Below are 21,945 nucleotides of genomic sequence, written 5' to 3' on the forward strand. Positions count from 1 at the left end.
TGGCGCCAGGTTCTCCCTCTTTTTGTCGATTACGTGGTCACACCGTTGCGCTCCCGAAGCGTCTCGGCGATCGCTTGGCCATGGAAACGTCCGTTCTCGATAAAGATCTTATTGGCATCGTTTCCGGCCGCGACGACACCGGCGATGAACAAGCCGTCGACGTTCGTCTCGTACGTCGCTTCATCGAACGCCGGCACACCGGTCTCCTCATCGACTTGGACCCCGGCATCGGCGAACAGCCCATGGTCGGGCAAGTAGCCGGTCATGGCGAGGACGTGGTCGGTCTCGAGCCGATGTTCTTCACCATGCTGACGATAGACGACGTGATGCGGTTCGATGCGAACGATTTCCGCTTCGAGCTCGAGCCGCACCTTGTCATGACGGACGAGCGAGTCGAACGTCGGCAATACCCACGGTTTGACGGACGGACTGTAGCCGTCCCCGCGATAAAGTACCGTGACGTGGGCACCGGCCTTCTCGAGCTCGATGGCCGCGTCGACGGCGGAGTTCTTCCCACCGATGACTGTGACGCGTTGCCGATAGAACGGATGCGCCTCTTTGAAATAGTGGGCGACGTGCGGCAACTCTTCACCGGGCACGTCAAGCCGACGAGGGCGTCCGTAATAGCCCGTCGCCAAGACGACATAGTCGGCCTGGCGCTCTTTGGCACCGTCCCGGTCGTGTCGGGACCGCACGACGAAACCGTTCTCGGTTCGCTCGACCGCCTCGACCGTCTCGAACGGATGGACATCGAGCCCAGTCCGGCTGACGACTTCCCGATAGTAGACGAGTGCGTCTTGCCGGCGTGGCTTCAAATCTTTACAGATGAACGGGATATTCCCGATTTCAAGCAGATTGGCAGACGAGAAGAACGTCTGATGGGTCGGATACCGATAGATGGCATCGACGATATTGCCGCGCTCGATAATCGTGCACGAGATGCCGATGCGTTCCAATTCGATCGCAGCCGACAGCCCGCACGGTCCGGCGCCGACGACGATAGCGTGTTTATTCAATGAAATCACCTCATCCCTCATTGTATGGAAGGACGAATCGGTTGGCAAGTCGCCAACTCATTGTTGGAAACTGAAGCTGTGTTCCATGACCGCTTGCGACGAACCGGACTCGAGTTCGACGAGAAGGCGCAGTCTCGCTTTTTGTGAGTTCAAGCCGTTCGAGAAGATGATGCCCATCTCTTTCAGTTGCTGGCCACCGCCGACGTAGCCGTAGACGTCCTGAACGATTCCATTGAAGCAGCGGCTGACGATGACGACCGGCATGCGTTCGACGAGCAGTTCGAGCGCGGGAACAATCGACGGCGGGACGTTGCCTTGACCGAGCACTTCGAGGACGAGTCCGTCATAGCCGAGCGCGAGTACCGCCTCAATCAAGTCCGGGTCCATCCCGGCAACGACTTTCAGCACCGCGACCCGTTTTGTGATTGTCGAAATCATCTTCGGTTGCTTCGTCGTCGGTTGGCTATAGATGAGGACGTGGTCTTTCGTCACCATGCCGACGTTCCCGAAGTGGACCGATTTGAACGTGTCGACCGAGGACGTATGCGTTTTCGTGACGTTGAAGGCGGAATGAATCTCGCCATTGAAGACGACGAGTACTCCTTTGCCACGCGCGACATCGCTTTGGGCGACCCGAAGCGCCGTGATGAGATTGAATTCGCCGTCCGAGCCGACCTCGTTTGACGAGCGCATCGCTCCGGTCAACACGATTGGTACCGGTGCACCGAGTGTGATTTGTAAGAAGTAGGCCGTCTCTTCGAGTGTGTCCGTCCCGTGGGTGATGACGACCCCGTCATACGTGTCTTGCGTCAGTTGTTGATTGATGAACTGGGCGAGCTCGAGCATTTTTTCAGGCGTCATGTGCGGCGATGGGATGTTTGAGAAGTGTTTCGTCGTGATGTTGGCGATATCGGTCGCTTTCGGCAACGTCGCATCGATCGGATTGACTTCGCTCGGCATGACATGTCCCGACCCCGATTGAGACATGGCGATTGTGCCGCCGGTGTGGATCAGTAATAAATGGTTCATAAACAGACCTCCAACTTTTTTGTTCGTTTCTTCCAATTTCTAGGCGTGCCCTACTTTTTCTTTCCTCTATTTCAGTGTATGCTTAACGTGAGAAAGGAGAGATGCATCATGATTGCAATCGCCTTGTCTGCGGTTGCGCCAGGGTTCGCCCTTCTTTCCTACTTCTATCTCCGGCATGAACTGGAAGCGGAACCGCTCGGCTATGTGATCCGGTCGTTCGTCGCCGGGGCCATTCTCGTCTTTCCGATCATGTTCGTCCAGTATGCGTTCGTGGAAGAAGGGGTGCTCGTGGGCCCGTTTTGGAAGGCGTTCGTGGCCACCGCGCTATTAGAAGAGTTTTTTAAGTGGTTCATGATTTATTATACAATATACATACATAAAGTCTTTGATGATTACTACGACGGGATTCTCTATGCGGTCGCCTGTTCACTCGGCTTTGCCACGTTAGAGAATTTTCTATATTTATGGGTGTACGACTCGATTGAAATCGCCATTTGGCGTGCTGTGTTGCCGGTGAGTGGCCATGCGCTCTTCGCTGTCGTGATGGGGTTTTGCCTCGGCCGGGCCAAACATTCCGCCCATGAGCGCTTCTGGCTGTTCACAGCCGTCATGGCGGCGACATTGTTGCATGGCATGTTCGACTATATCTTGCTCGTCGAACCGATGAACAAAGTGCCGGCTGTCGTCTACATCGTCGTTCTTTGGATGGTCGCGCTTTTGCTCGTGCGGACCGCCAATCGCTCCAACCATCGCCAGTACAAATAGAATAAAAGGGGAATCGTTTCATGTTAAAAGTAGGACAAGAGTTACGGGTAGAAGTCGAAGGGAGAAAAGAAGGAAAGACAAAAATCGCGGCTATCAACGACCAAGTCGTCTGGATTGAGTCCCCGAGTGAGACGGATACCTTAAAGACGTTTTTCTTGCACGAGGACGAATCGATGCGTGTCTATTTCTTCGTAGGAGAAGAGCAGCTCTATGCGTTTGATACGGTCGTAACGAGACGGGTGAGCGATGCGCAACTGACGCTTCGCTATGCATTCCCGATGCCGGATGAAAAGAAAATCAAGCGCGTGCAGCGCCGTGAATATTTACGTGTCCCTGAAATGATCAATGTGACCGTATCCGCCGAGGACGGCCAGGCGTTCCCATCGTTTGAGACGACGTCGCTCGACGTGTCGGCCGGCGGTATGCGCATCATCTCCAATCGAGCCCCGGTCGCGGTCGACGAGGCCATCATCGTCACGTTCCATATTAATGATGACCGGGGCGTGCTGCAGACGTTCCGCGTCAAGAGCCGCCTCGTACGGATTCACGAACAGGCGGCGAAACAAGAGTTGTCGCTTCGTTTCGAAGAATTATCGCACCGGGACCAGGAAACGATTTTACGTTATTGCTTCCGGGCCCAACTCGAAGCGAGAAAACGGACGGGCTCTGTATTTTCTTCACGTTAAAAAACTGGTATGATGTTCTCGGAACAAATGACCGAGAGGAGGCGGGTATCGGGATGAGCCGATACCCAATTTTTATGAATAAACCGTTACAGATTGCATTAGATGGACCGGCCGGAGCCGGGAAGAGTACGATCGCGAAAACGCTCGCTAAAAAACTAGGGTATGTCTATATCGATACGGGTGCGATTTATCGTGCCGTCACGTATCGTGCCCTCAGAGACGGGGTCGGTCTCGAAGACGGGCCGAAACTCGCCGAGATGATCGGCAACATGGATTTACGGCTCGTCCCGTCCGAGAACGGACAACGTGTGTTCGACGGCGCCGACGAAGTGACCGACGTCATCCGGACGAGCGAAGTGACGAACAACGTCAGTTTCGTCGCACGCCAGCCGGAAGTACGGGCTGCCCTCATGGATTTACAGCGCGACCTCGCGAGTAAAGGCGGAATCGTCATGGACGGCCGCGATATCGGGACCCACGTTTTGCCGTCAGCCGATTTGAAAGTGTTCATGACGGCGACGGTCGAAGAACGGGCCCGCCGTCGCCACGAAGAGAACGTGGCGAAAGGGTTGCCGAGCGACCTCGGACAGTTACAGCTTGAGATTGCCCTCCGCGACAAGCGCGACTCGGAACGAGAGGTCGCTCCGCTTCGCCAAGCGGACGACGCGCACTATCTCGACACGACCGAGTTGTCGATCGACGGGGTCGTCGAGGCGATCGAGCAATTGATGAAGCAGGTGATTGAACGATGAGACCACTCAACAATGGGCCGTTCGGCATGTATCGTCTCGCGGTGGGCGTCGTCAATATCATTCGCCGGTTGAGTTTCCGCGTCGAATATATCGGACGGGAAAACGTCCCGCTCGACGGGTCGATGATCGTCTGTTCAAACCATCAATCGAACTGGGACCCGGTACTTCTCGCCGGGGCGATGCCGAAACAACGCCAGCTCCGCTTCTTTGCGAAGAAAGAGTTGTTTGAAGTCCCGGTATTGAAACATATCTTGAACCGCGCTGGTCAAATCCCTGTGTCACGCGGAGAAGGCGACCGCCAGGCACTCCGTGTCGTCTTGCAAAAGTTGAAGGAAGACGAGGTCATCTCGATCTTTCCGGAAGGGACACGCTCGAAAGACGGGACGCTCGGCAAAGCCCAGGCCGGAGTCGGGTTCTTTGCGCTCCGCTCGGACGCCTCGGTGCTTCCGGTAGCCATCATCGGCACATATAAGTTCCGTTCGAAGCTTAAAGTCGTGATCGGCAAGCCAGTCGACTTGAGCGGGCTAAAAGCGGAGAAGGCGAGTGCTCAAACCGCGGCCGATTTGATTATGGCGACGATCGGTGATTTGTACATGCAGCATTCACGGAACGTTCGTTAATTTCAGGTTTAATCTCGCGCTAGGAAAGGAACTAACCTGATAACACCTTGACAAATCTTTCGAATTATAAGAAGTTTATACTAGGTGTAAGCGCCTTAGGGCGTTCCTTTTTGTACTCATCGTGAGGGGGTAGTGTTGGAATGGTCGAAGAAATGAAAGATATGCCTGATTTTGAGATTAATCGAGGTCAAATTGTGACCGGTACTGTCGTCAAAATCGAGGACAAACAAGCGTTGATCGATATTGGTTATAAGACCGAGGCAATTTTACCAATCAGCGAAGTATCAAGCATGCATTTAGACGATTTAAACGAATCACTCCATGTTAACGACGAAATCCGTGTCAAAGTGAAAAAGGTCACGGACGAAGAGGTGGTCGTTTCGAAGAAAGACGTGGATGCCGAGGCAGCTTGGGATCAAATCGTCGAGAAATTCGAATCTGGCGAAGTGTTCGAGGTCATGGTAAAAGACAAGGTCAAAGGTGGTCTTGTCGTTGACATCGGTATCCGTGGATTTATCCCGGCTTCGCTCGTAGAAAACCACTTTGTCGAAGACTTCTCATCCTACTTGAATAAACCGATTACGGTTAAAGTCGTCGAGATTGACCGCGAGAAAAATCGCGTCATCTTGTCGCATAAAGCGGTTGCTGAAGCTGAAATGAGCGCGAAGAAAGCGGAGACGCTCGAATCGCTCGAGGTCGGTCAAATCATCGAAGGGACGGTTCAACGTCTCACTGATTTCGGTGCATTCGTCGATATCGGCGGCGTCGACGGACTCGTCCACATTTCGGAAATGGCCCATAGCCGGGTAGAGAAACCGAGCGATGTTGTGACTGAAGGAGACAAAGTCAAAGTGAAAGTGCTTGGACTTGACCTCGACAACGAGAAAGTGAAGTTGTCGATCAAAGAGACGCAACCTGGACCGTGGGAATCGGTGGAAGGTAAAATTCAACCGGGCGACGTGATCGACGGGAAAGTCAAACGTCTCGTGACGTTCGGTGCTTTCGTCGAAGTCGCGCCGCAAGTCGAAGGTTTGCTGCACATCTCTCAGATTGCGAACCGACACATCGCGACGCCGTCTGAAGTGTTGTCAGAAGGCCAAGACGTGAAAGTGAAAGTGCTCGATGTCCATCTTGATGAGAAGAAAATCTCACTCTCGATGCGTGCGCTCGAGTCGAGTGATTCGACGCGTGAAGACGCGGACCAATCGCTGCTTGACGAGTATAGTGACCAAGGAGGGTTCTCTGTCTCTGAATTGACAGGAGAAGAGACCTCGGACGATTCTAAATAAGACGGTCGTTCAAGCGGGAGCCAGACTCCCGCTTCTTTTTGTATGGTCACGGAAATAGCGCTGTGATATGATAGTACAGTTGCAATTAGAAACGATCAGTTATTGAATGAAAGTTAGAGAGGTGTTTATATGGGAATTCCAGCAGTGGCCATCGTAGGCCGCCCGAATATTGGGAAATCCACGATTTTTAACCGGATTATCGGAGATCGCGTGTCGATCGTCGATGATAAACCGGGGGTAACACGCGACCGCATTTATGGGACGGGTGAGTGGTTGAACCGTAAGTTTCATTTAATCGATACAGGCGGGATCGAGGTCGGTGATGAGCCGCTTCTCGTTCAAATGCGCCACCAGGCTGAGCTTGCGATCGATGAGGCGGACGTTATCATTTTCATGGTGAACGGACGCGAAGGCATTACAGCGGCAGACGAAGAAGTGGCGAACTTGTTGTTCCGTTCGAACAAACCGATCGTCCTCGCCGTCAACAAAGTCGATAACTTCGAGATGCGCGAACTCATGTATGAGTTCTATTCGCTCGGATTCGGCGATCCGTTCCCGATTTCGGGGACACACGGACTCGGGCTTGGAGACTTGCTCGACAAAGTTTTCGATTTGGCGCCAGATAAAGATGACTATGAATACAATGAAGAAGTCATCCAGTTTTCGCTCATCGGACGTCCGAACGTTGGGAAATCGAGCTTGACGAATGCGATTCTCGGTGAAGAACGCGTCATCGTCTCGGATATCGCGGGGACGACTCGTGATGCGATCGATACACCGTTCACACGGGATGGGCAAGAGTACGTCATCATCGATACGGCCGGTATGCGTAAACGCGGAAAAGTGTATGAATCAACCGAGCGTTATAGCGTCATGCGTGCCCAAAAGGCAATCGAACGTTCAAACGTAGTCCTCGTCGTCATCGACGGCGAAGAAGGCATCATCGAGCAAGACAAACGCGTCGCCGGCCTCGCCCACGAAGCGGGGAAAGCCATCGTGCTCGTCGTCAACAAGTGGGATGCCGTCGACAAAGACGATAAGACGATGAAGAAGATGGAAGAGAAGATTCGTAAAGAGTTCTTGTTCCTCGACTACGCGCCGATCGTATTTTTGTCGGCTCTCACGTCGAAACGTCTTCAGACGTTGCTTCCGGTCATCAAGGAAGTGGCCGAGTCGCACCGTCGTCGGATCTCGACGAGCGTGTTGAACGACGTCATCGTCGACGCGGTCGCGATGAACCCGACACCGACGGACAAAGGACAGCGACTCAAGATCAACTACGCGACGCAAGTGGCCATCGAGCCGCCGACGTTCGTGTTGTTCGTCAACGACCCAGAGTTGCTTCACTTCTCGTACAAACGTTATCTAGACAACCAGATTCGCCGCGCATTTGACTTCACTGGTACACCGATTCATATCGTGGCGCGTCAGAAAAACTAGTAATGGGGGTGCCTTCTATGGCAAAAGTTGCTGTCATCGGCGCAGGGAGCTGGGGAACGGCGTTATCACTCGTCCTCGCTGACAACGGACACGACGTCCTGCTTTATGGACGTGAAGAAGAGCATGTGCATGAAATCAATACCGACCATACGAATTCGACGTATTTGAAAGATGCGCCGTTACCGACCTCGATTCGAGCGACGACGGACTTGGCAGAAGCGGTCGCCGGCCGCTCCATCGTGTTCCTCGTCATCCCGAGCTCGGCGATTCGTCCGGTGTCTCGTGAGTTGAACGCACTTCTCACAGAGCCGGCCGTTCTTGTCCACGCCGCTAAAGGGATCGAACCGAAGACGCACAAACGTCTGTCGGAGATCATCGCCGAAGAAATCGATCCGGCGAAACGCCGGGCCATCGGTGTTTTGACCGGCCCGACCCACGCGGAAGAAGTGGCGGTCCGTAAATTGACGACCATCACGATCGCCTGCGAGGATTTGGACGTGGCCGATGAGATTCAAGAGTTGCTCACGAACGATCAGTTCCGGGTGTATTTGAACTCGGACGTCATCGGAGCGGAGTATGGTGGTGCCCTTAAAAACATCATCGCGCTCGCAGCGGGGATGACGGACGGCCTCGGTTACGGCGATAATGCCAAAGCGGCGCTCATGACGCGCGGGATCGTTGAAATCGCGCGACTCGGGGTCAAACTCGGTGCCAACCCGGCCTCGTTCTCGGGATTGACCGGGATTGGGGATTTAATCGTCACGGCCACGTCCCAGCATAGCCGTAACTGGCGTGCCGGGAATGCGATCGGCCGTGGTGAAAAACTCGAGGACGTGCTCGGTCATATGGGAATGGTCGTCGAAGGTGTTCGTGCCTGTGAGGCGGCGCATACGCTCGCTCGGGAAGCCGGTGTCGAGATGCCGATCACGGAAGCCCTTTACAACGTATTGTTCGAAGGCAAGAGCCCGCATGATGAAGTACAAAAGTTAATGAGACGCCCGCAAAAGCATGAGATGGAAGAAGTATTTCATTTCGAAGGCGGCGAAGAGCAAAGGGACTGACGTTTTCGTTCAGTTCCTTTGTTTTTTTTGCTACACTTATGTACGGAGAAAGAATTAAAGAGAAAGTCGAGGGGATAGACGTGACACCGTCACTCATCAAGATGTGGATTTCATTTGCGGGGATTGGAGCGTTTGCCATCGCCGCGCTTATGGTGGCAATCAGCCATACGAAGCTATCGGGATGGTTCGCGGCGCTCGTCCGCGTCATCGCGTTCGTCATATTTTTATTTGGAACGATCATCATGATTTATGTGGTCGCTTCAGGACCGACAGGAGGATAACACGTGAAACGGATTTTGTTGGTCGCTAGTCTTTTGGCGGCGACCGTGCTCAGTGGATGTATGTTCCCGGACTCGAACCGGGTCGATAACGTGCCGTATGAAGATCAATTGACATCGGTCCAGACGGCCGTTGATTCGTTCAAAGAGACGACCGGTGTCTTGCCAATCAAAACGAAACCGGCTGAAACGCCTCTCATGGAGCGTTACCCGATCGAATTCGCCCGTCTCGTGCCTGGTTATTTGGCCGATCCGCCGGTGAACAGTTTCGAAGGGGGCGGTTTGTTCTTATATGTCCTTGTCGACGCCGAGACCGACCCTACCGTCAAGCTCATTGATTTGCGCGTGACCGAACGGTTGCAAACGTTACAGACGAACATTAACGCCTTTCGGGCCAAAGAAGGGAAATTTCCGTTTGACGGGTCGGTCGGCAAGAATCAATTCACGATCGATTATGATCTCATCTTCGTCTCAGAAGAACCGACGGTCCCGAGTCCATACACCGATACCGAGTTGCCAATCTATGTCGACGGGACCGGGCAATTATTTGTCGATTACCGGACCGACCTTGAAGCCGCCCTTAAGAACACGGATGTAGAGCCGAAAGTCGGGGAAGACATTCGGTATTTGCTCTATAATGACTCCCCGTTCGCCCCTGCTTATTCGCAAGGGTACACGATTAATGAACAAGGTGAGGTCGAGTTTTTAAACAACTGATCGTCGGAACGGGTCGAATATAGGCTTTTCACTTAAAAAATGTTGTCATATCAACGTTTGTACGATATGATTAATCCCGTAAACTCCCTGTGAGAGGAGGTGAATCGTGATGAACAAAACTGAATTGATCCAAGCGGTTGCGGAGAAAGCCAACGTTTCGAAAAAAGAAGCTACACAAGTTGTAGAAGCTACATTCGAATCTATCACTGAAGCACTCCAAAACGGTGATAAAATTCAATTGATCGGTTTTGGTACTTTTGAAGTTCGTGAACGTGCTGCCCGTAAAGGCCGTAACCCACGTACGAAAGAAGATATCGAAATCCCGGCGAGCAAAGTTCCTGCCTTCAAAGCAGGTAAAGCGCTCAAAGATGCGGTCAAATAATGTGCAATACATAAGTCGCCGAAAGGCGGCTTTTTTTGTGGTGGAAAGCGAGTTCACATGGCGTGAATGTGACAAAAATGTGCTATACTATGTCAGAATGACAACGAAGAGGACGAGGGGGAATAGCATGGAACAGATGACATACGAAACCGTTGTCACCGACCTTGCTCGTCAAATCGAAGAACGCATGACCCATCCGTATTTGACGAGACACGAGATTGTACCCGCAGTCGACATGCCTTTACTTCGTTGGATGGTCGAGATGATTGAAATCGAATCGAATCAACAACGTCAGCTCGTGCTTGCGACGTATTTTGCGCACCAAGCGCTCGAACTGCACGATCAAGTAAAGGATAGTCCGAACGGATCGCTCGAGCGGCAATTGAAAGTGCTCGCCGGCGATTATGCCTCGGCTCAATTTTATAAAATTCTGGCCCTGTTTCCTGCCGATTATAGCAATCGCTTCGGCCGGACGGTCCAGCTCGTCAATGGGGCGAAATGTACACTTGCGTTAGACGCAGACGTACCTGTCACGACGTGGATGAAAGCGAACTTCGGATTGATCAAAACGTTTTCTGAAGTGATCGGTCAGGCTTACTTGACCGCATACGGAAAAACGATCATCGAACGAAAGGCGGCGGAACTGCGCCAAGAACAACGAGAACAGCTATCGACGCTCCTGGCGCACGCTGTCGCTTAGAACGGAAAGGATGTTACGTATTGCAACCGAAAGAAAAAGAGCAAAAAGTATATGACGTGTTTCAATCAATCTCACCGAGCTACGATACGATGAACTCGATCATCAGCTTCCGTTTGCATAAATGGTGGCGCAAAGCGACAATGCGTCGCATGCAAGTGTTCCCAGGGGCTAAATGTCTCGACGTCTGTTGCGGGACGGCAGATTGGACGATTCAACTCGCCGAGGCGGCCGGGAATACCGGTGTCGTCAAAGGTCTCGATTTCTCCGAGAACATGCTCGCGGTCGGACAAGAGAAAGTGGAAGAATATCCGACAATCGAACTCATCCATGGTAACGCGATGGCATTGCCGTTCGGCGATCACTCGTTCGACTATGTGACGATCGGTTTTGGTCTTCGCAACGTTCCGGACTATATGACGGTGCTCCGTGAGATGCACCGGGTGTTGAAGCCGGGTGGTACGGTCGTCTGTCTCGAGACGAGCCAACCGACGGCACCACTCTTCAGCGAGCTATACCGATTTTACTTTGGATCGGTCATGCCACTGTTCGGTAAAGTGTTTGCCGGCTCGTATGATCAATATAAGTGGCTCCAAGAATCGACCGATCAATTCCCGGACCGGTTGACGCTAAAACGGATGTTTGAGACGGCAGGATTCGAACAAGTCGAAGTGAAGGCGTTCTCCGGCGGTGCGTGTGCCATGCACTTAGGAAAGAAGTGGTGACCGATGTCTTTGAAGCGACTTTATCGCCACATGAACCGAGAGATTGAACAGATTGACCGGTTCTTGTCGACGCGAGTCCAAACCGATCATCCGGTCATCGAAGCGGCTTCGAAACAACTGTTAGAAGCGGGCGGGAAGCGGATTCGGCCGGCGTTCGTCCTGCTTAGCGCCGGATTCGGACAGACGAAAGACATCCGATTGACGAAAGTGGCGGCGAGTCTAGAATTGATTCATATGGCCTCGCTTGTTCATGACGACGTCATCGATGACGCCACATTGCGCCGCGGCAAACCGACCGTCATGGAACGTTACGATGAACGGGTCGCGATGTACACCGGTAATACGTTGTTCGGTGAAGCGATTCGGCTCGTCTCTGAGATCGATTCCCCAGACGTGATGCAAATCATGGCTGATACGATGGAACTGATCTGTGTCGGGGAGATCAATCAAATCCAAGATCAATATGACTGGGCCCAGTCTCCGAAACGATATCTCGACCGCATCGCCCGCAAGACGGCGTTGTTGATCGAGACGAGTTGTGCGGCTGGTGCCGTCGTCTCGGGAGCCTCTCCTGACGTTGTCAAACAGCTGCGGTTGTTCGGCTATGATATCGGGATGGCGTTTCAAATGACGGACGACTTGCTCGACTTCACCGCAAAAAGTTTCCAACTCGGAAAACCGGTCGGTGAAGATTTGAAACACGGCCATAAAACGCTACCGCTCTTCTATTCAGCGGAAAATCCGGAATTTTTCGATCGGTTGCAACAAGTCAGTCATTCGTCTGATTATGCTTTGACGCACACGCTCGTTCGTGAAGTGCAACGCAACGGGACGCTCGAGCGGAGCCAACGGACGATCGACCGTTATGTGAACCGGGCGATCCGACGTCTTGACGGGTTACCGGACGTGGTCGACAAACGCTCCCTCATCGAGATTGCCGAGTACATCGGGAAACGAAAATGGTAATCGGCACCTTGTAAACCCTTTCAATAATGGTGATGACCGTGTAAACTAATAACGTACATGGTACACAGATCGATTTAGGGGGATTAGGGAAATGGAAAAAACATTTTTAATGGTGAAACCGGATGGCGTGAAACGTGGATTGATTGGGGAAATCATCTCGCGCTTCGAACAAAAAGGCTATACGTTGAATCGTCTTGAATTGTTGACACCATCAGTGGAAGTTGCACAATCGCATTATGCGGAACATAAGGAAAAGCCGTTCTTTGGAGAGCTAGTCGACTTTTTAACGTCTGGTCCTGTTGTGGCGATGGAATGGGAAGGCGAGAATATCGTCGCCGTCTCTCGGTTGATGATCGGGAAGACGAACCCGCTTGACGCACAACCTGGAACGATTCGTGGCGACTTGGCCTCGACGATGTCACAAAACGTCATCCATGGTTCAGATAGCGTGGAGAGCGCAGAGCGTGAATTGTCACTCTGGTTCGCCACTGAAGCATCACACGTTTGATGACGATAAAAGGGACGGGGGCCTCCTGTCCCTTTTTATATTGGGATTGAAGCGCTCTCACTCGTTTTGGCACGACATGATCTAGGAGAAGAGAAAGAATTGAGGTTGGAACTGGTGATAAATGATTATGCCATCTTCGTTAAAAAGTTTTATTTGAAGTCAGGGATCGACTTGAATTTATATAAAGAGGCTCAGATGAAGCGGCGGATGATCGCGCTTCGTGAGAAGAAAGGGTATGCCACGTTCATCGAGTATTTCAAAGCGATGGAAGCGGATCGAGGATTGTACGATGAATTTTTAGACCGCATGACGATCAACGTGAGCGAGTTTTATCGGAACCCCGTCCGCTGGCAGCAGCTTGAGACGGATATCTTACCCGAGCTCATCCGAAAAAGCCAAGGCAAATTGCGTGTCTGGAGCGCGGCCTGTTCGACCGGAGAAGAGCCGTACTCGTTAGCGATGCTATTATCGAAACATTTGTCACCCGCCCAGTTCACGATCATGGCGACGGACCTAGATGATGTGGTGATCGAAAAAGCGAAGCAAGGCAAGTACCATGAGCGGGCGCTCGTCGACTTGCCCCCTGATTTTCGGCAGCGTTATTTCACTCGCCGTGGGGACGACTATTACATCACAGAAGACATCAAGAAGTTGGTGACGTTTAAAAAACATAACTTGTTGGCCGACGTGTACGAGCGGAATTTTGATTTGATCGTCTGTCGCAACGTCTTGATTTATTTCACCGAGGAAGCGAAAGAGAAAGTTTATAAATCATTCCACCGTTCGCTTCGCCCGGGTGGGATCCTTTTCGTCGGGGGCACGGAGCAAATCTTTCAACCGAAACGGTATGGCTACAAGATGAAACAAAGTTTCTTCTACGAAAAATTTGAAGAGTGAGGTGGCGCACATGCGTTATTTGACGGCAGGAGAATCGCACGGTCCCGGACTCTCGATCATCATCGAGGGTGTGCCGGCCGGGCTTGAAGTCGACGTGCAGGCAATCAATGACGAGCTCGCCAAACGGCAATCGGGTTATGGTCGTGGCCGTCGCATGCAAATTGAATCAGACCGAATCGAGGTGAGGGCCGGTATTCGTCACGGGGTGACGACAGGGGCCCCTATTTCGTTTTGGATCGAGAACAAGGACCATACTCATTGGCGGAACGTCATGCAGGCCGAACCGGTCGACGCGGATGTTGAAATCAAGCGTCGCGTCGTCCGGCCACGGCCGGGTCATGCCGACCTCGTCGGCGGACTGAAGTATGACCATCGCGACCTGCGAGACGTGCTCGAACGTTCGAGCGCTCGAGAGACGGCGGCCCGTGTCGCTGTCGGGGCACTCAGCAAGCAACTGCTCGCTGCGGTCGGCATGTCACTCGTGAGCTATGTCAAAGTGATCGGCGGTGTCACGGCCGAGACATCATACGAGTCGCTCGACACGTTACACGCCGCGATTGAGGCGTCGCCGGTCCGGACGATGGATGAGGCGGCAGGTCAGGCGATGATGAATCGAATCGACGAGGCGAAAGCTGCCGGTGATTCGCTCGGCGGTGTCGTCTGTACGGAAGTGCATGGCGTCATCCCAGGCCTCGGGTCGTATGTCCAATACGACCGAAAACTCGACGCGGCCATCGCCCGAGCCGTCATGAGCGTCAACGCGATTAAAGGGGTCGCGTTCGGGGATGGGTTCGAGATGGCGTATCGACCAGGCTCTGAAGTCATGGACCCGATCGCCTATGGCCCGGACGGTTATACGCGGCTGAGCAACCATCTCGGTGGCTTCGAAGGCGGGATGACGACGGGCATGCCGATCGTCTGTACGGCTGTGATGAAGCCAATCCCGACGCTATATAAACCGCTCCAATCCGTCGATATCGATACGAAAGAACCGTTTCTCGCACAAATCGAACGGAGTGACGCCTGTGCCGTCCCGGCCGCCTCGCTCGTCGTCGAGGCCGTCGTCGCGTTTGAGCTCGCCCGCGAGTTATGCGAGACGTTCGGACATGACACGGTCAACCGGATCCAGTCACGTGTCGCCGCATACCGAGAGGAGATTCGGACGTGGTGACGCTCCATGTGAACGCCTCGACCCCGTACGACGTCACAATTGAACGAGGGGACGCCTGGCTCGACCGCGTCCCTTACTTCTCGTGCTCCACCGTCTGGGTGGTCACAGATGAGACGGTCGACCGGTTGCACGGAAGTGAGTTCCGGGACCGGCTCGCGCATAAACATCGGAACGTCGTCTGGTCGGTCGTCCGCCCGGGTGACGGCTCGAAGTCGCTCGACACGATCGAACGGCTCGTCACGGACGGATTGACGGGCGGTTGTGACCGGGATACGCTCGTCGTGGCATTCGGAGGTGGCATGGTCGGGGATTTAGCCGGCTTTTTAGCGAGCGTCTATATGCGCGGTGTGCGTTACATACAAGTGCCGACGACGATTCTCGCGCATGACTCGGCCGTCGGCGGGAAAGTGGCGGTGAACCATCCGTTCGCGAAAAATGCGATCGGTGCCTTCTATCAACCGGCGGGCGTCCACTATAACGTGGACCGTCTCGAGACGTTGTCCGCGCGGGACGTCTTGAGCGGGCTCGGTGAATTGATTAAGCACGCCTATCTGTCACGTTACGTCCTCGGTCACTCGTTTGAGACCGAGTTGTTCACAGCTTTGGCACAAGGACCGCTCGATTGGGAAACGTGGCTCGCACGAGGAATCGAAGTGAAGCGATTAGTCGTCGAGGCCGATGAACGCGAACAAGGCGTGAGGGCGTGGCTGAATTTCGGTCATACGTTCGGCCATGCGTTGGAGTCGGCTGAGGCATACCGGTTGTCGCACGGGGAAGCGATTCTCTACGGGATGGTGTACGCCTTCCTCGTCTCCGGCGACGAGGAACGGGCCGAAACCCTCGCTTCATTCATGAGGCGGGAAGGCATCACAACGGTCAACTGGCAATCGTTTGACACGTATCTCGCAGGCATGGGACACGATAAAAAGAATCGGGACGGGCAGATCCGCTTCGTCCTGCTCGGCGCTGAGGTGACCGTTGCGAGCGTCACGGCCGAGCGACTCACTGGAGCGTTCCATCAAATGAAAGGGTGGTTTTGACATGGGATTGAATGGATTCATACGGGTACCGAGTGACAAGTCGATCACGCATCGCGCTCTCTTGTTCGGGGCCGTGGCGACCGGGGAGACGACGATTTATGATCCACTCCTTGGCGAGGACTGCCGGTCGACGCTCGAGGCGATCCGGCGATTAGGAGCGGACGTCATCGAAGAGCCGGACCGTCTCCTCATCACGGGGGCGAAGACGCTCACATCGGCCGAACTCGATTGCGGGAACTCGGGCACGACGATGCGTCTTTTGACAGGGCTTCTCGCGGGTTACGATGGGGAGTTCACGCTTACCGGAGACGCCTCGCTCTCAAAACGTCCGATGCGTCGGGTGACGGACCCGCTCCGACAAATGGGCGCGGACCTCGACGGGAAGTTCGCCCCGATCCAAATTCACGGCCGGACGCTGGCGGGCATCGATTACACGTTGCCTGTCGCGAGCGCGCAAGTGAAGTCAGCGGTCCTGCTTGCGGGACTTCGTGCGACCGGACCGACAATCGTGCGCGAGCCCGTCTTATCGCGGGACCATACGGAACGCATGCTGCCTTTGTTCAGTGGGCAATTGAACATCACGGCAGAGGACGGTGTCCGAACGATCCGGTTAGCTCCATCCGTGCTCAAGGGGGCCACGGTGGCCGTTCCGGCCGATCCATCTTCGGCTGCCTTTTGGTGGGCCGGGGCGGCGCTCGTCCCGGGCAGTCGCGTCACGACGACCGACGTCTGTTTGAACGAGACACGAATCGGATTTTTACGTACGCTCGAACGGATGGGTGTGAAGACGGAAGTGACGAACGTTCGTTTGCTCGGGGAAGAGTCGGTCGGCGACGTGACTGTGTCGACGAGTACACTTCACGGCATCCGCTTGGACGGGGATGCCATCCCGCACCAAATTGATGAATTGCCGTTGTTCGCTCTCGTCGCGTCGCAAGCGACGAGTCCGTCATCGGTCCGGGACGCGGGCGAACTCCGAGTGAAAGAGACGGACCGGATTCAGACGGTCGTGCACGAACTTTCGGCACTCGGGGTCGATGTGCGCGAAACCGAGGACGGATTTGACGTCTATCCGAGCCGGTTGCACGGGGGTCATGTCTCCTCGCACGGGGATCATCGCTTGGCGATGATGCTCCAAATCGCAGACTTATTGACGACGGACCGTGTGACGATTGAACATGTTGAGGCAGCTGATGTAAGTTACCCACGATTCCGTGACGATTTACAACGCCTCGGCCGTGAGATAGAATAACGTCAATACGAGTTGCCGGTAGGAGGAATTATAAACATGTTAGACGAAATAGAATTGAATCATATTATTGAGATGCTCGAGAAAGGTGAGACCGAGCATGCCCTCATGCATCTCGAGTCGCTCGAGAAGGAAGGGTCGGACGAAGACCGTCTGGCCATCGCCGACATCTACCTCGAACTCGGGCTCGCCGATCGGGCCGTGAACGTACTCGCGGCACTCTACGTCGACTACGCGGGCAATCCGCACGTCGCCTTGTCACTCGCCGAGGCTTACTTGGACAGCGACCGGGAAGAAGAGGCGATCGCCGTCCTCGAAAAGATTGATACGACAGACAAGGAAGCGCATATGCGCAGCCTCGTCTTGCTCGCTGATCTCTATCAATCTCAAGGGTTGGATGAGGTCGCGGTGAAGAAATTGATGGAGGCGCTTGAGGCGAATCCAGACGAACCGCTCCTCATCTATGGCCTAGCCGAGTTGTATGCGTCGATCGGTTCATTCGAACAGGCGGTCCCGCTCTATGCCCGTCTGCCGCACTTGCGCTTGCCGGAAGAACTCGACTATCAGGCGGACTACGCCGAGGCGCTGACGATGATCGGCTCGTTCGAAGAGGCACTCAATGAGTATGAGAAAGCAAACGACCGCAACTTGAATACCGTGTTCGGTCACGCGATGACCGCCCATCGCATCGGTCGCGATGAAATCGCCGTGAAGCAGTTCGAGTCACTCCGGGCGATGGACCCGGACTTCACGTCGCTCTACTTGCCTTATACGGAAGCGCTCGACGCGCTCGGCCGCTTCGAAGAGGCATTGGATGTGATCGATCAGGGAATCGACCGTGACGACTACAACGACGAGTTGCGGACGGTGAAGGCGAAGCTGTTCTTGAAGCAAGGGCGGACGGACGAGGCGGTCACGGAACTCCGGGAAGCGCTCGCGCTAAACCCGGAATCGCTCCAGGCGACCGAGCTCCTCTTATCTGTCTTATTCGAATCGGGTGACATGGAGGCCGTTCTCGAGACGATCGACACGCTCGAAGAGCATTCGACGTCTCCGCTAGTGACCTGGTACAAAGCGAAGGCGGCCTATGAACTCGAGGACTACGATCAAGCCGTCACGTTATACGGGTCGATCGAGCAAGTTTATAAAGAGGACGTGTTATTTGCCATCGAATGGGCTACACTATTGATAGAAGAAGGACAGCGTGCCGAAGCGCAACGAGTGCTCGAGCAAACGCTTGCGCTCACCGTCGATGTCGACGACCGCCAAGTTCTGGAGGAGCGGCTCGAACGGTTGACGGACCACGATTAATCGATACAAAGGAGATGGGGTCATATGGTCGAGCGGAAAAAGATGTTCTTAAAGCGATTCCTCGCTCATCATACGCTTCGCAAACGAGAAGCCAAGTGGATTATCGACTACTGGCTCAGACATCCAGAAAAACTCGGGAACGTTCATTTCGTCACGAACGCCTCGGTCTCACCGCGTAGCCTGATCATGACGGCGTACGGTTTTGACGGGGAACCGTTCCGTTACCGCCGGGGTGACCTCATCACGGTCAATCCCGAGAAGGCGTATCACGACATCCGGCTCCATGACGGCGCCATCTACGTGGAGCTCAACTTCCAAGGGATGATGATCGACGAAATGTGGATCGACATCGTTGAATTGAACCCGTTCGAACCCGTGGCCGAACTTAAGGATGAAGTGACGACGTCCGCGCAAACGGTCATCCGGGCCTCGGTCGCCCAGTTCGAGGAAGAACGTCTGCTCGTCGAAATCGACAAGGCGCTCGACCGGCGTGACGAGAAATTGTTCCGCAATTTGACGAGTCAGCTGCATCAAGTGCGAGCCTCAAAATTATTTTAATAAAAACAAGCGCTTCCGTTATGGTCGGCGCTTGTTTTTTGGTATATTAATGACGTAGGAATACACAATAATTTCACATTTCGTTCATAAGTTTCGCATAGGGAACGTTTGTAGGTACGCTACAATGGACATGATGATGTATGTCTGGAGGAGAGGAGGAGGAAGATGAGGTTCGATGGCATAGACGCGATGAAATCGCTGACAGAACGCCAATACGTCGACACGCTCGTCGTCCCACTCGTCGAACTGGCGTTTGATGAGGACATGGTGCGTAAAGCCGAAGGGAACGAAGTCATTCAGGCGGTGGCACTTGAGACCGAACGGCAACTGTCGGGACGGACGATGCTCAGCCCGACACTTAGTTACGTCGACGTGGACGCTGGCCGAGCGACGGCAGAAGCGGTACTCACGAAAGCGGTGTCCTCTGGGTTTTCCCACGTGTTGTTCATCTCCTCGGATTTGCGTTTCAAAGGGTCTGAACTGCCGATTATGTTTGTTCCGCCGCTTGCTTTAAAAGGCATGTCCGGCGAGCAGTCGCACACGATGGTTCAAAATTTTGCGACGCAAGTCATTACCGAGCTTTCGAGCCGTTGGATGGCGACATGAAGCGGTTGACGTGGAGGTTTTATTGATATACTATTTTGTTGAGTGAGAAATTTTTGTGAAGAATGCATAAAGAATTATGGGGTTATGCACACGAATGAGGGGGGAACGAAATGGCTCAAAATGGGTCAAAAGTCACACGCCGTCAGTTCTTAACGTATACGTTGACTGGTGTAGGTGGCTTTATGGCGGCAACATTGATCAGTCCGATGGTCAACTTTGCGATCGATCCGGTCTTAAAAAAATCGGGAGCGGGCGATAAAGTAAAAGTCATCAGTCTCGACGACATCACGACTGAGCCGCAACGTGTCGACTTTAAGAAACAAACGCAAGATGCTTGGTATGAATTTGAAGAAACGCTTTCGGCGTGGGTATTTAAAGATGAGAGCGGCGAGATCATCGCCTTGTCTCCAATTTGTACGCACCTCGGCTGTCAAGTAGGATATGGTGGAGACCCGACTCGACCGACAGAGTTCTTCTGCCCGTGTCACTTCGGTCGCTATGAGAAAGATGGAACGAACATTCCTGGTACGCCTCCGACTGCACCACTTGCACGCTACGAAAAAGAAGAAAAAGACGGCTTCCTATACTTGGGCAGTCCAGTCGCACAGTTGTGAGAGGGGGAATAGTCGATGTTACAAAAAATTTATGATTGGGTCGATGAACGCGTCGACATCACGCCGTTATGGCGCGACATCGCTGACCATGAAGTTCCAGAACACGTCAACCCTGCCCATCACTTTTCAGCATTTGTTTATTGCTTCGGCGGTCTGACGTTCTTCACGATCGTGATTCAAATTCTGTCAGGGATGTTCTTGACGATGTACTACGTACCAGACATCATCAACGCGCACGCGTCGGTGTACTATTTACAAAACGAGATCGCACATGGACAAATCGTTCGTGGGATGCACCACTGGGGCGCATCGGTCGCCATCGTCATGTTGTTCTTACATACGCTCCGCGTATTCTTTACCGGATCGTATAAGAAACCGCGCGAACTCAACTGGGTCGTCGGTGTTCTCTTGTTCTTCGTCGTCTTGGCGCTCGGTCTTACAGGGTACTTGTTGCCGTGGGATATGAAAGCGTTGTTCGCGACGAAAGTTACGCTTCAAATTGCCGAGAGTGTCCCGGTCATTGGTGGCATTGCCAAGACGCTTCTCGCCGGTGGTGAGATCGTCGGCGCACGGACGCTCACGAACTTCTTCGCCATTCACGTCTTCTTCTTACCGGCGGCCTTGTTCGGACTCCTCGGAGCCCACTTCTTGATGATTCGTAAACAAGGGATTTCAGGACCGCTATAAGCCGATTCGAAGATATAAAGGGGGAGAAACGATATGCATCGCGGTAAAGGGATGAAATTTGTAACCGACTCTCGAGTAGGAATCTCGAATCGGAAACAAAATATTGCAAAAGACTATTCTGAATACCCAGGACGCACTGAGGCGTTCTGGCCGAACTTCTTGTTGAAAGAGTGGATGGTCGGTTCGGTCTTCTTGATCGGATTCATCGCCTTGACGATCGTCGAGGCACCACCGCTCCAAAACATCGCCGATCCAACGAACACGTCTTACATTCCGTTACCGGACTGGTATTTCTTGTTCTTGTATCAATTGCTCAAATACCAATTCGCAGCAGGGGACTGGATCCTTCTTGGGACGGTCATCTTGCCAGGGGTCGCCTTCACGGCGCTCTTGATCGCACCATGGCTCGACCAAGGACTTGAACGCCGTCCGGCGAAACGTCCGGTCGCCATCAGCTTCATGTTGCTCGGCGTGTTGTCGATTTTCTACTTGACGTGGGAATCGGTTCAAACGACACACTGGGATCAAGTTCATGAACAAGGGATTTTGGAAGTTCCGGGCGAAGGCCCTGAAATCGATACGGCCGCACCTGGCTACGAGATTTACTCGGCTCAGTCATGTGTGAACTGTCACGGACAAAACCTCGAAGGCGGGGCAGCAGCTCCAGCACTCGTCGGCACACAGTATACGGCCGAAGAGATCGCGGATATCGCAGTCAACGGTGTCGGTACGATGCCAGCCGGTCAATGGGACGGTTCGGATGAAGACCTCCAAGCCATGTCTGAATTCATCGCGTCATACGGTGAAGGCGGCGAAAACAACCAATAATCGATTGGTTCAAGAAGCGTGGCCCGTTTAACGGGTCACGCTTCTTTTTACTT

General features: G+C 53.6%; 26 protein-coding genes. 24 read left to right on the plus strand and 2 right to left on the minus strand.

The window, feature by feature from the left end:
- Positions 1–29 precede the first annotated feature (29 nt).
- The gene (locus tag KNP74_RS07325; RefSeq protein ID WP_214763900.1) at positions 30–1,037 is read right to left on the minus strand and encodes a YpdA family putative bacillithiol disulfide reductase; all 1,008 of its coding nucleotides are present in this window, start codon (positions 1,035–1,037) and stop codon (positions 30–32) included.
- Between the two features lie 36 nt (positions 1,038–1,073).
- Positions 1,074–2,045 carry an asparaginase gene (locus KNP74_RS07330; RefSeq protein ID WP_021067186.1) on the minus strand — a complete coding sequence of 324 codons (972 nt, stop codon included), beginning with the start codon at positions 2,043–2,045 and terminating at the stop codon, positions 1,074–1,076.
- A 108-nt stretch (positions 2,046–2,153) separates the two neighbouring features.
- Between KNP74_RS07330 and prsW the strand changes: the two genes are divergently transcribed.
- From prsW to KNP74_RS07450, 24 genes are all read left to right on the plus strand, one after another.
- On the plus strand, positions 2,154–2,810 hold the full coding sequence (gene prsW / locus KNP74_RS07335; protein WP_034777310.1) for a glutamic-type intramembrane protease PrsW: 657 nt from the start codon (positions 2,154–2,156) through the stop codon (positions 2,808–2,810).
- Between the two features lie 20 nt (positions 2,811–2,830).
- Positions 2,831–3,496 carry a flagellar brake protein gene (locus KNP74_RS07340; RefSeq protein ID WP_138859568.1) on the plus strand — a complete coding sequence of 222 codons (666 nt, stop codon included), beginning with the start codon at positions 2,831–2,833 and terminating at the stop codon, positions 3,494–3,496.
- A 74-nt stretch (positions 3,497–3,570) separates the two neighbouring features.
- The gene (cmk, locus tag KNP74_RS07345) at positions 3,571–4,248 is read left to right on the plus strand and encodes a (d)CMP kinase (RefSeq protein WP_138860316.1); all 678 of its coding nucleotides are present in this window, start codon (positions 3,571–3,573) and stop codon (positions 4,246–4,248) included.
- Positions 4,245–4,868, plus strand: coding sequence for a lysophospholipid acyltransferase family protein (locus KNP74_RS07350; protein ID WP_034777314.1), 624 nt, complete (start codon positions 4,245–4,247; stop codon positions 4,866–4,868). Before cmk ends, KNP74_RS07350 begins: the two co-directional genes overlap by 4 nt.
- A gap of 140 nt (positions 4,869–5,008) precedes the next feature.
- Positions 5,009–6,157: a 30S ribosomal protein S1 gene (gene rpsA / locus KNP74_RS07355; protein ID WP_034777315.1), complete on the plus strand. Its 1,149-nt coding sequence runs from the start codon at positions 5,009–5,011 to the stop codon at positions 6,155–6,157.
- A gap of 129 nt (positions 6,158–6,286) precedes the next feature.
- The gene (der, locus tag KNP74_RS07360) at positions 6,287–7,597 is read left to right on the plus strand and encodes a ribosome biogenesis GTPase Der (RefSeq protein WP_214763901.1); all 1,311 of its coding nucleotides are present in this window, start codon (positions 6,287–6,289) and stop codon (positions 7,595–7,597) included.
- Positions 7,598–7,614: 17 nt separating this feature from the next.
- Positions 7,615–8,658 carry an NAD(P)H-dependent glycerol-3-phosphate dehydrogenase gene (locus KNP74_RS07365; protein ID WP_214763903.1) on the plus strand — a complete coding sequence of 348 codons (1,044 nt, stop codon included), beginning with the start codon at positions 7,615–7,617 and terminating at the stop codon, positions 8,656–8,658.
- Between the two features lie 38 nt (positions 8,659–8,696).
- Complete coding sequence (locus KNP74_RS07370; protein WP_251127498.1) at positions 8,697–8,939, plus strand: DUF2768 domain-containing protein; 243 nt, start codon at positions 8,697–8,699, stop codon at positions 8,937–8,939.
- A 3-nt stretch (positions 8,940–8,942) separates the two neighbouring features.
- Positions 8,943–9,653 carry a hypothetical protein gene (locus tag KNP74_RS07375; RefSeq protein ID WP_214763904.1) on the plus strand — a complete coding sequence of 237 codons (711 nt, stop codon included), beginning with the start codon at positions 8,943–8,945 and terminating at the stop codon, positions 9,651–9,653.
- 109 nt (positions 9,654–9,762) lie between these two features.
- Positions 9,763–10,035 (plus strand): HU family DNA-binding protein, encoded by a 273-nt coding sequence (locus KNP74_RS07380; protein WP_021067196.1) that lies wholly within the window; start codon positions 9,763–9,765, stop codon positions 10,033–10,035.
- A 127-nt stretch (positions 10,036–10,162) separates the two neighbouring features.
- Complete coding sequence (locus tag KNP74_RS07385; protein ID WP_214763905.1) at positions 10,163–10,735, plus strand: heptaprenyl diphosphate synthase component 1; 573 nt, start codon at positions 10,163–10,165, stop codon at positions 10,733–10,735.
- A 20-nt stretch (positions 10,736–10,755) separates the two neighbouring features.
- Entirely contained in the window at positions 10,756–11,457 is a 702-nt protein-coding gene (locus KNP74_RS07390) for a demethylmenaquinone methyltransferase (protein ID WP_034777322.1), read from the plus strand.
- 30 nt (positions 11,458–11,487) lie between these two features.
- Positions 11,488–12,423 (plus strand): polyprenyl synthetase family protein, encoded by a 936-nt coding sequence (locus KNP74_RS07395; protein WP_251130110.1) that lies wholly within the window; start codon positions 11,488–11,490, stop codon positions 12,421–12,423.
- Between the two features lie 91 nt (positions 12,424–12,514).
- Positions 12,515–12,931: a nucleoside-diphosphate kinase gene (gene ndk, locus KNP74_RS07400; RefSeq protein WP_034777324.1), complete on the plus strand. Its 417-nt coding sequence runs from the start codon at positions 12,515–12,517 to the stop codon at positions 12,929–12,931.
- A 117-nt stretch (positions 12,932–13,048) separates the two neighbouring features.
- A complete protein-coding gene (locus KNP74_RS07405) occupies positions 13,049–13,828 on the plus strand; it encodes a CheR family methyltransferase (protein ID WP_138860315.1) in 780 nt (259 codons plus the stop codon).
- A 10-nt stretch (positions 13,829–13,838) separates the two neighbouring features.
- Entirely contained in the window at positions 13,839–14,999 is a 1,161-nt protein-coding gene (gene aroC, locus KNP74_RS07410) for a chorismate synthase (RefSeq protein WP_138859563.1), read from the plus strand.
- Entirely contained in the window at positions 14,993–16,039 is a 1,047-nt protein-coding gene (locus tag KNP74_RS07415; RefSeq protein WP_214763907.1) for a 3-dehydroquinate synthase, read from the plus strand. Before aroC ends, KNP74_RS07415 begins: the two co-directional genes overlap by 7 nt.
- 1 nt (position 16,040) lies before the next feature.
- Entirely contained in the window at positions 16,041–17,291 is a 1,251-nt protein-coding gene (gene aroA, locus KNP74_RS07420; protein WP_214763908.1) for a 3-phosphoshikimate 1-carboxyvinyltransferase, read from the plus strand.
- 36 nt (positions 17,292–17,327) lie between these two features.
- Positions 17,328–18,599, plus strand: a complete 1,272-nt coding sequence (locus KNP74_RS07425) for a tetratricopeptide repeat protein (protein WP_214763910.1) — start codon at positions 17,328–17,330, stop codon at positions 18,597–18,599.
- Positions 18,600–18,623: 24 nt separating this feature from the next.
- Positions 18,624–19,157 carry a ReoY family proteolytic degradation factor gene (locus KNP74_RS07430; RefSeq protein ID WP_034777333.1) on the plus strand — a complete coding sequence of 178 codons (534 nt, stop codon included), beginning with the start codon at positions 18,624–18,626 and terminating at the stop codon, positions 19,155–19,157.
- Positions 19,158–19,322: 165 nt separating this feature from the next.
- Positions 19,323–19,763 (plus strand): DUF2487 family protein, encoded by a 441-nt coding sequence (locus KNP74_RS07435; RefSeq protein ID WP_214707512.1) that lies wholly within the window; start codon positions 19,323–19,325, stop codon positions 19,761–19,763.
- Between the two features lie 110 nt (positions 19,764–19,873).
- The gene (locus tag KNP74_RS07440) at positions 19,874–20,377 is read left to right on the plus strand and encodes a QcrA and Rieske domain-containing protein (protein WP_021067208.1); all 504 of its coding nucleotides are present in this window, start codon (positions 19,874–19,876) and stop codon (positions 20,375–20,377) included.
- A gap of 15 nt (positions 20,378–20,392) precedes the next feature.
- The gene (gene qcrB / locus KNP74_RS07445) at positions 20,393–21,064 is read left to right on the plus strand and encodes a menaquinol-cytochrome c reductase cytochrome b subunit (RefSeq protein ID WP_021067209.1); all 672 of its coding nucleotides are present in this window, start codon (positions 20,393–20,395) and stop codon (positions 21,062–21,064) included.
- A 33-nt stretch (positions 21,065–21,097) separates the two neighbouring features.
- Positions 21,098–21,892 carry a menaquinol-cytochrome c reductase cytochrome b/c subunit gene (locus KNP74_RS07450; RefSeq protein WP_021067210.1) on the plus strand — a complete coding sequence of 265 codons (795 nt, stop codon included), beginning with the start codon at positions 21,098–21,100 and terminating at the stop codon, positions 21,890–21,892.
- Positions 21,893–21,945 lie beyond the last annotated feature (53 nt).

Origin of the sequence: Exiguobacterium sp. s141 (genome assembly GCF_018618085.1) — a bacterium.
Taxonomy (GTDB): Bacteria; Bacillota; Bacilli; order Exiguobacteriales; family Exiguobacteriaceae; genus Exiguobacterium; species Exiguobacterium mexicanum_A.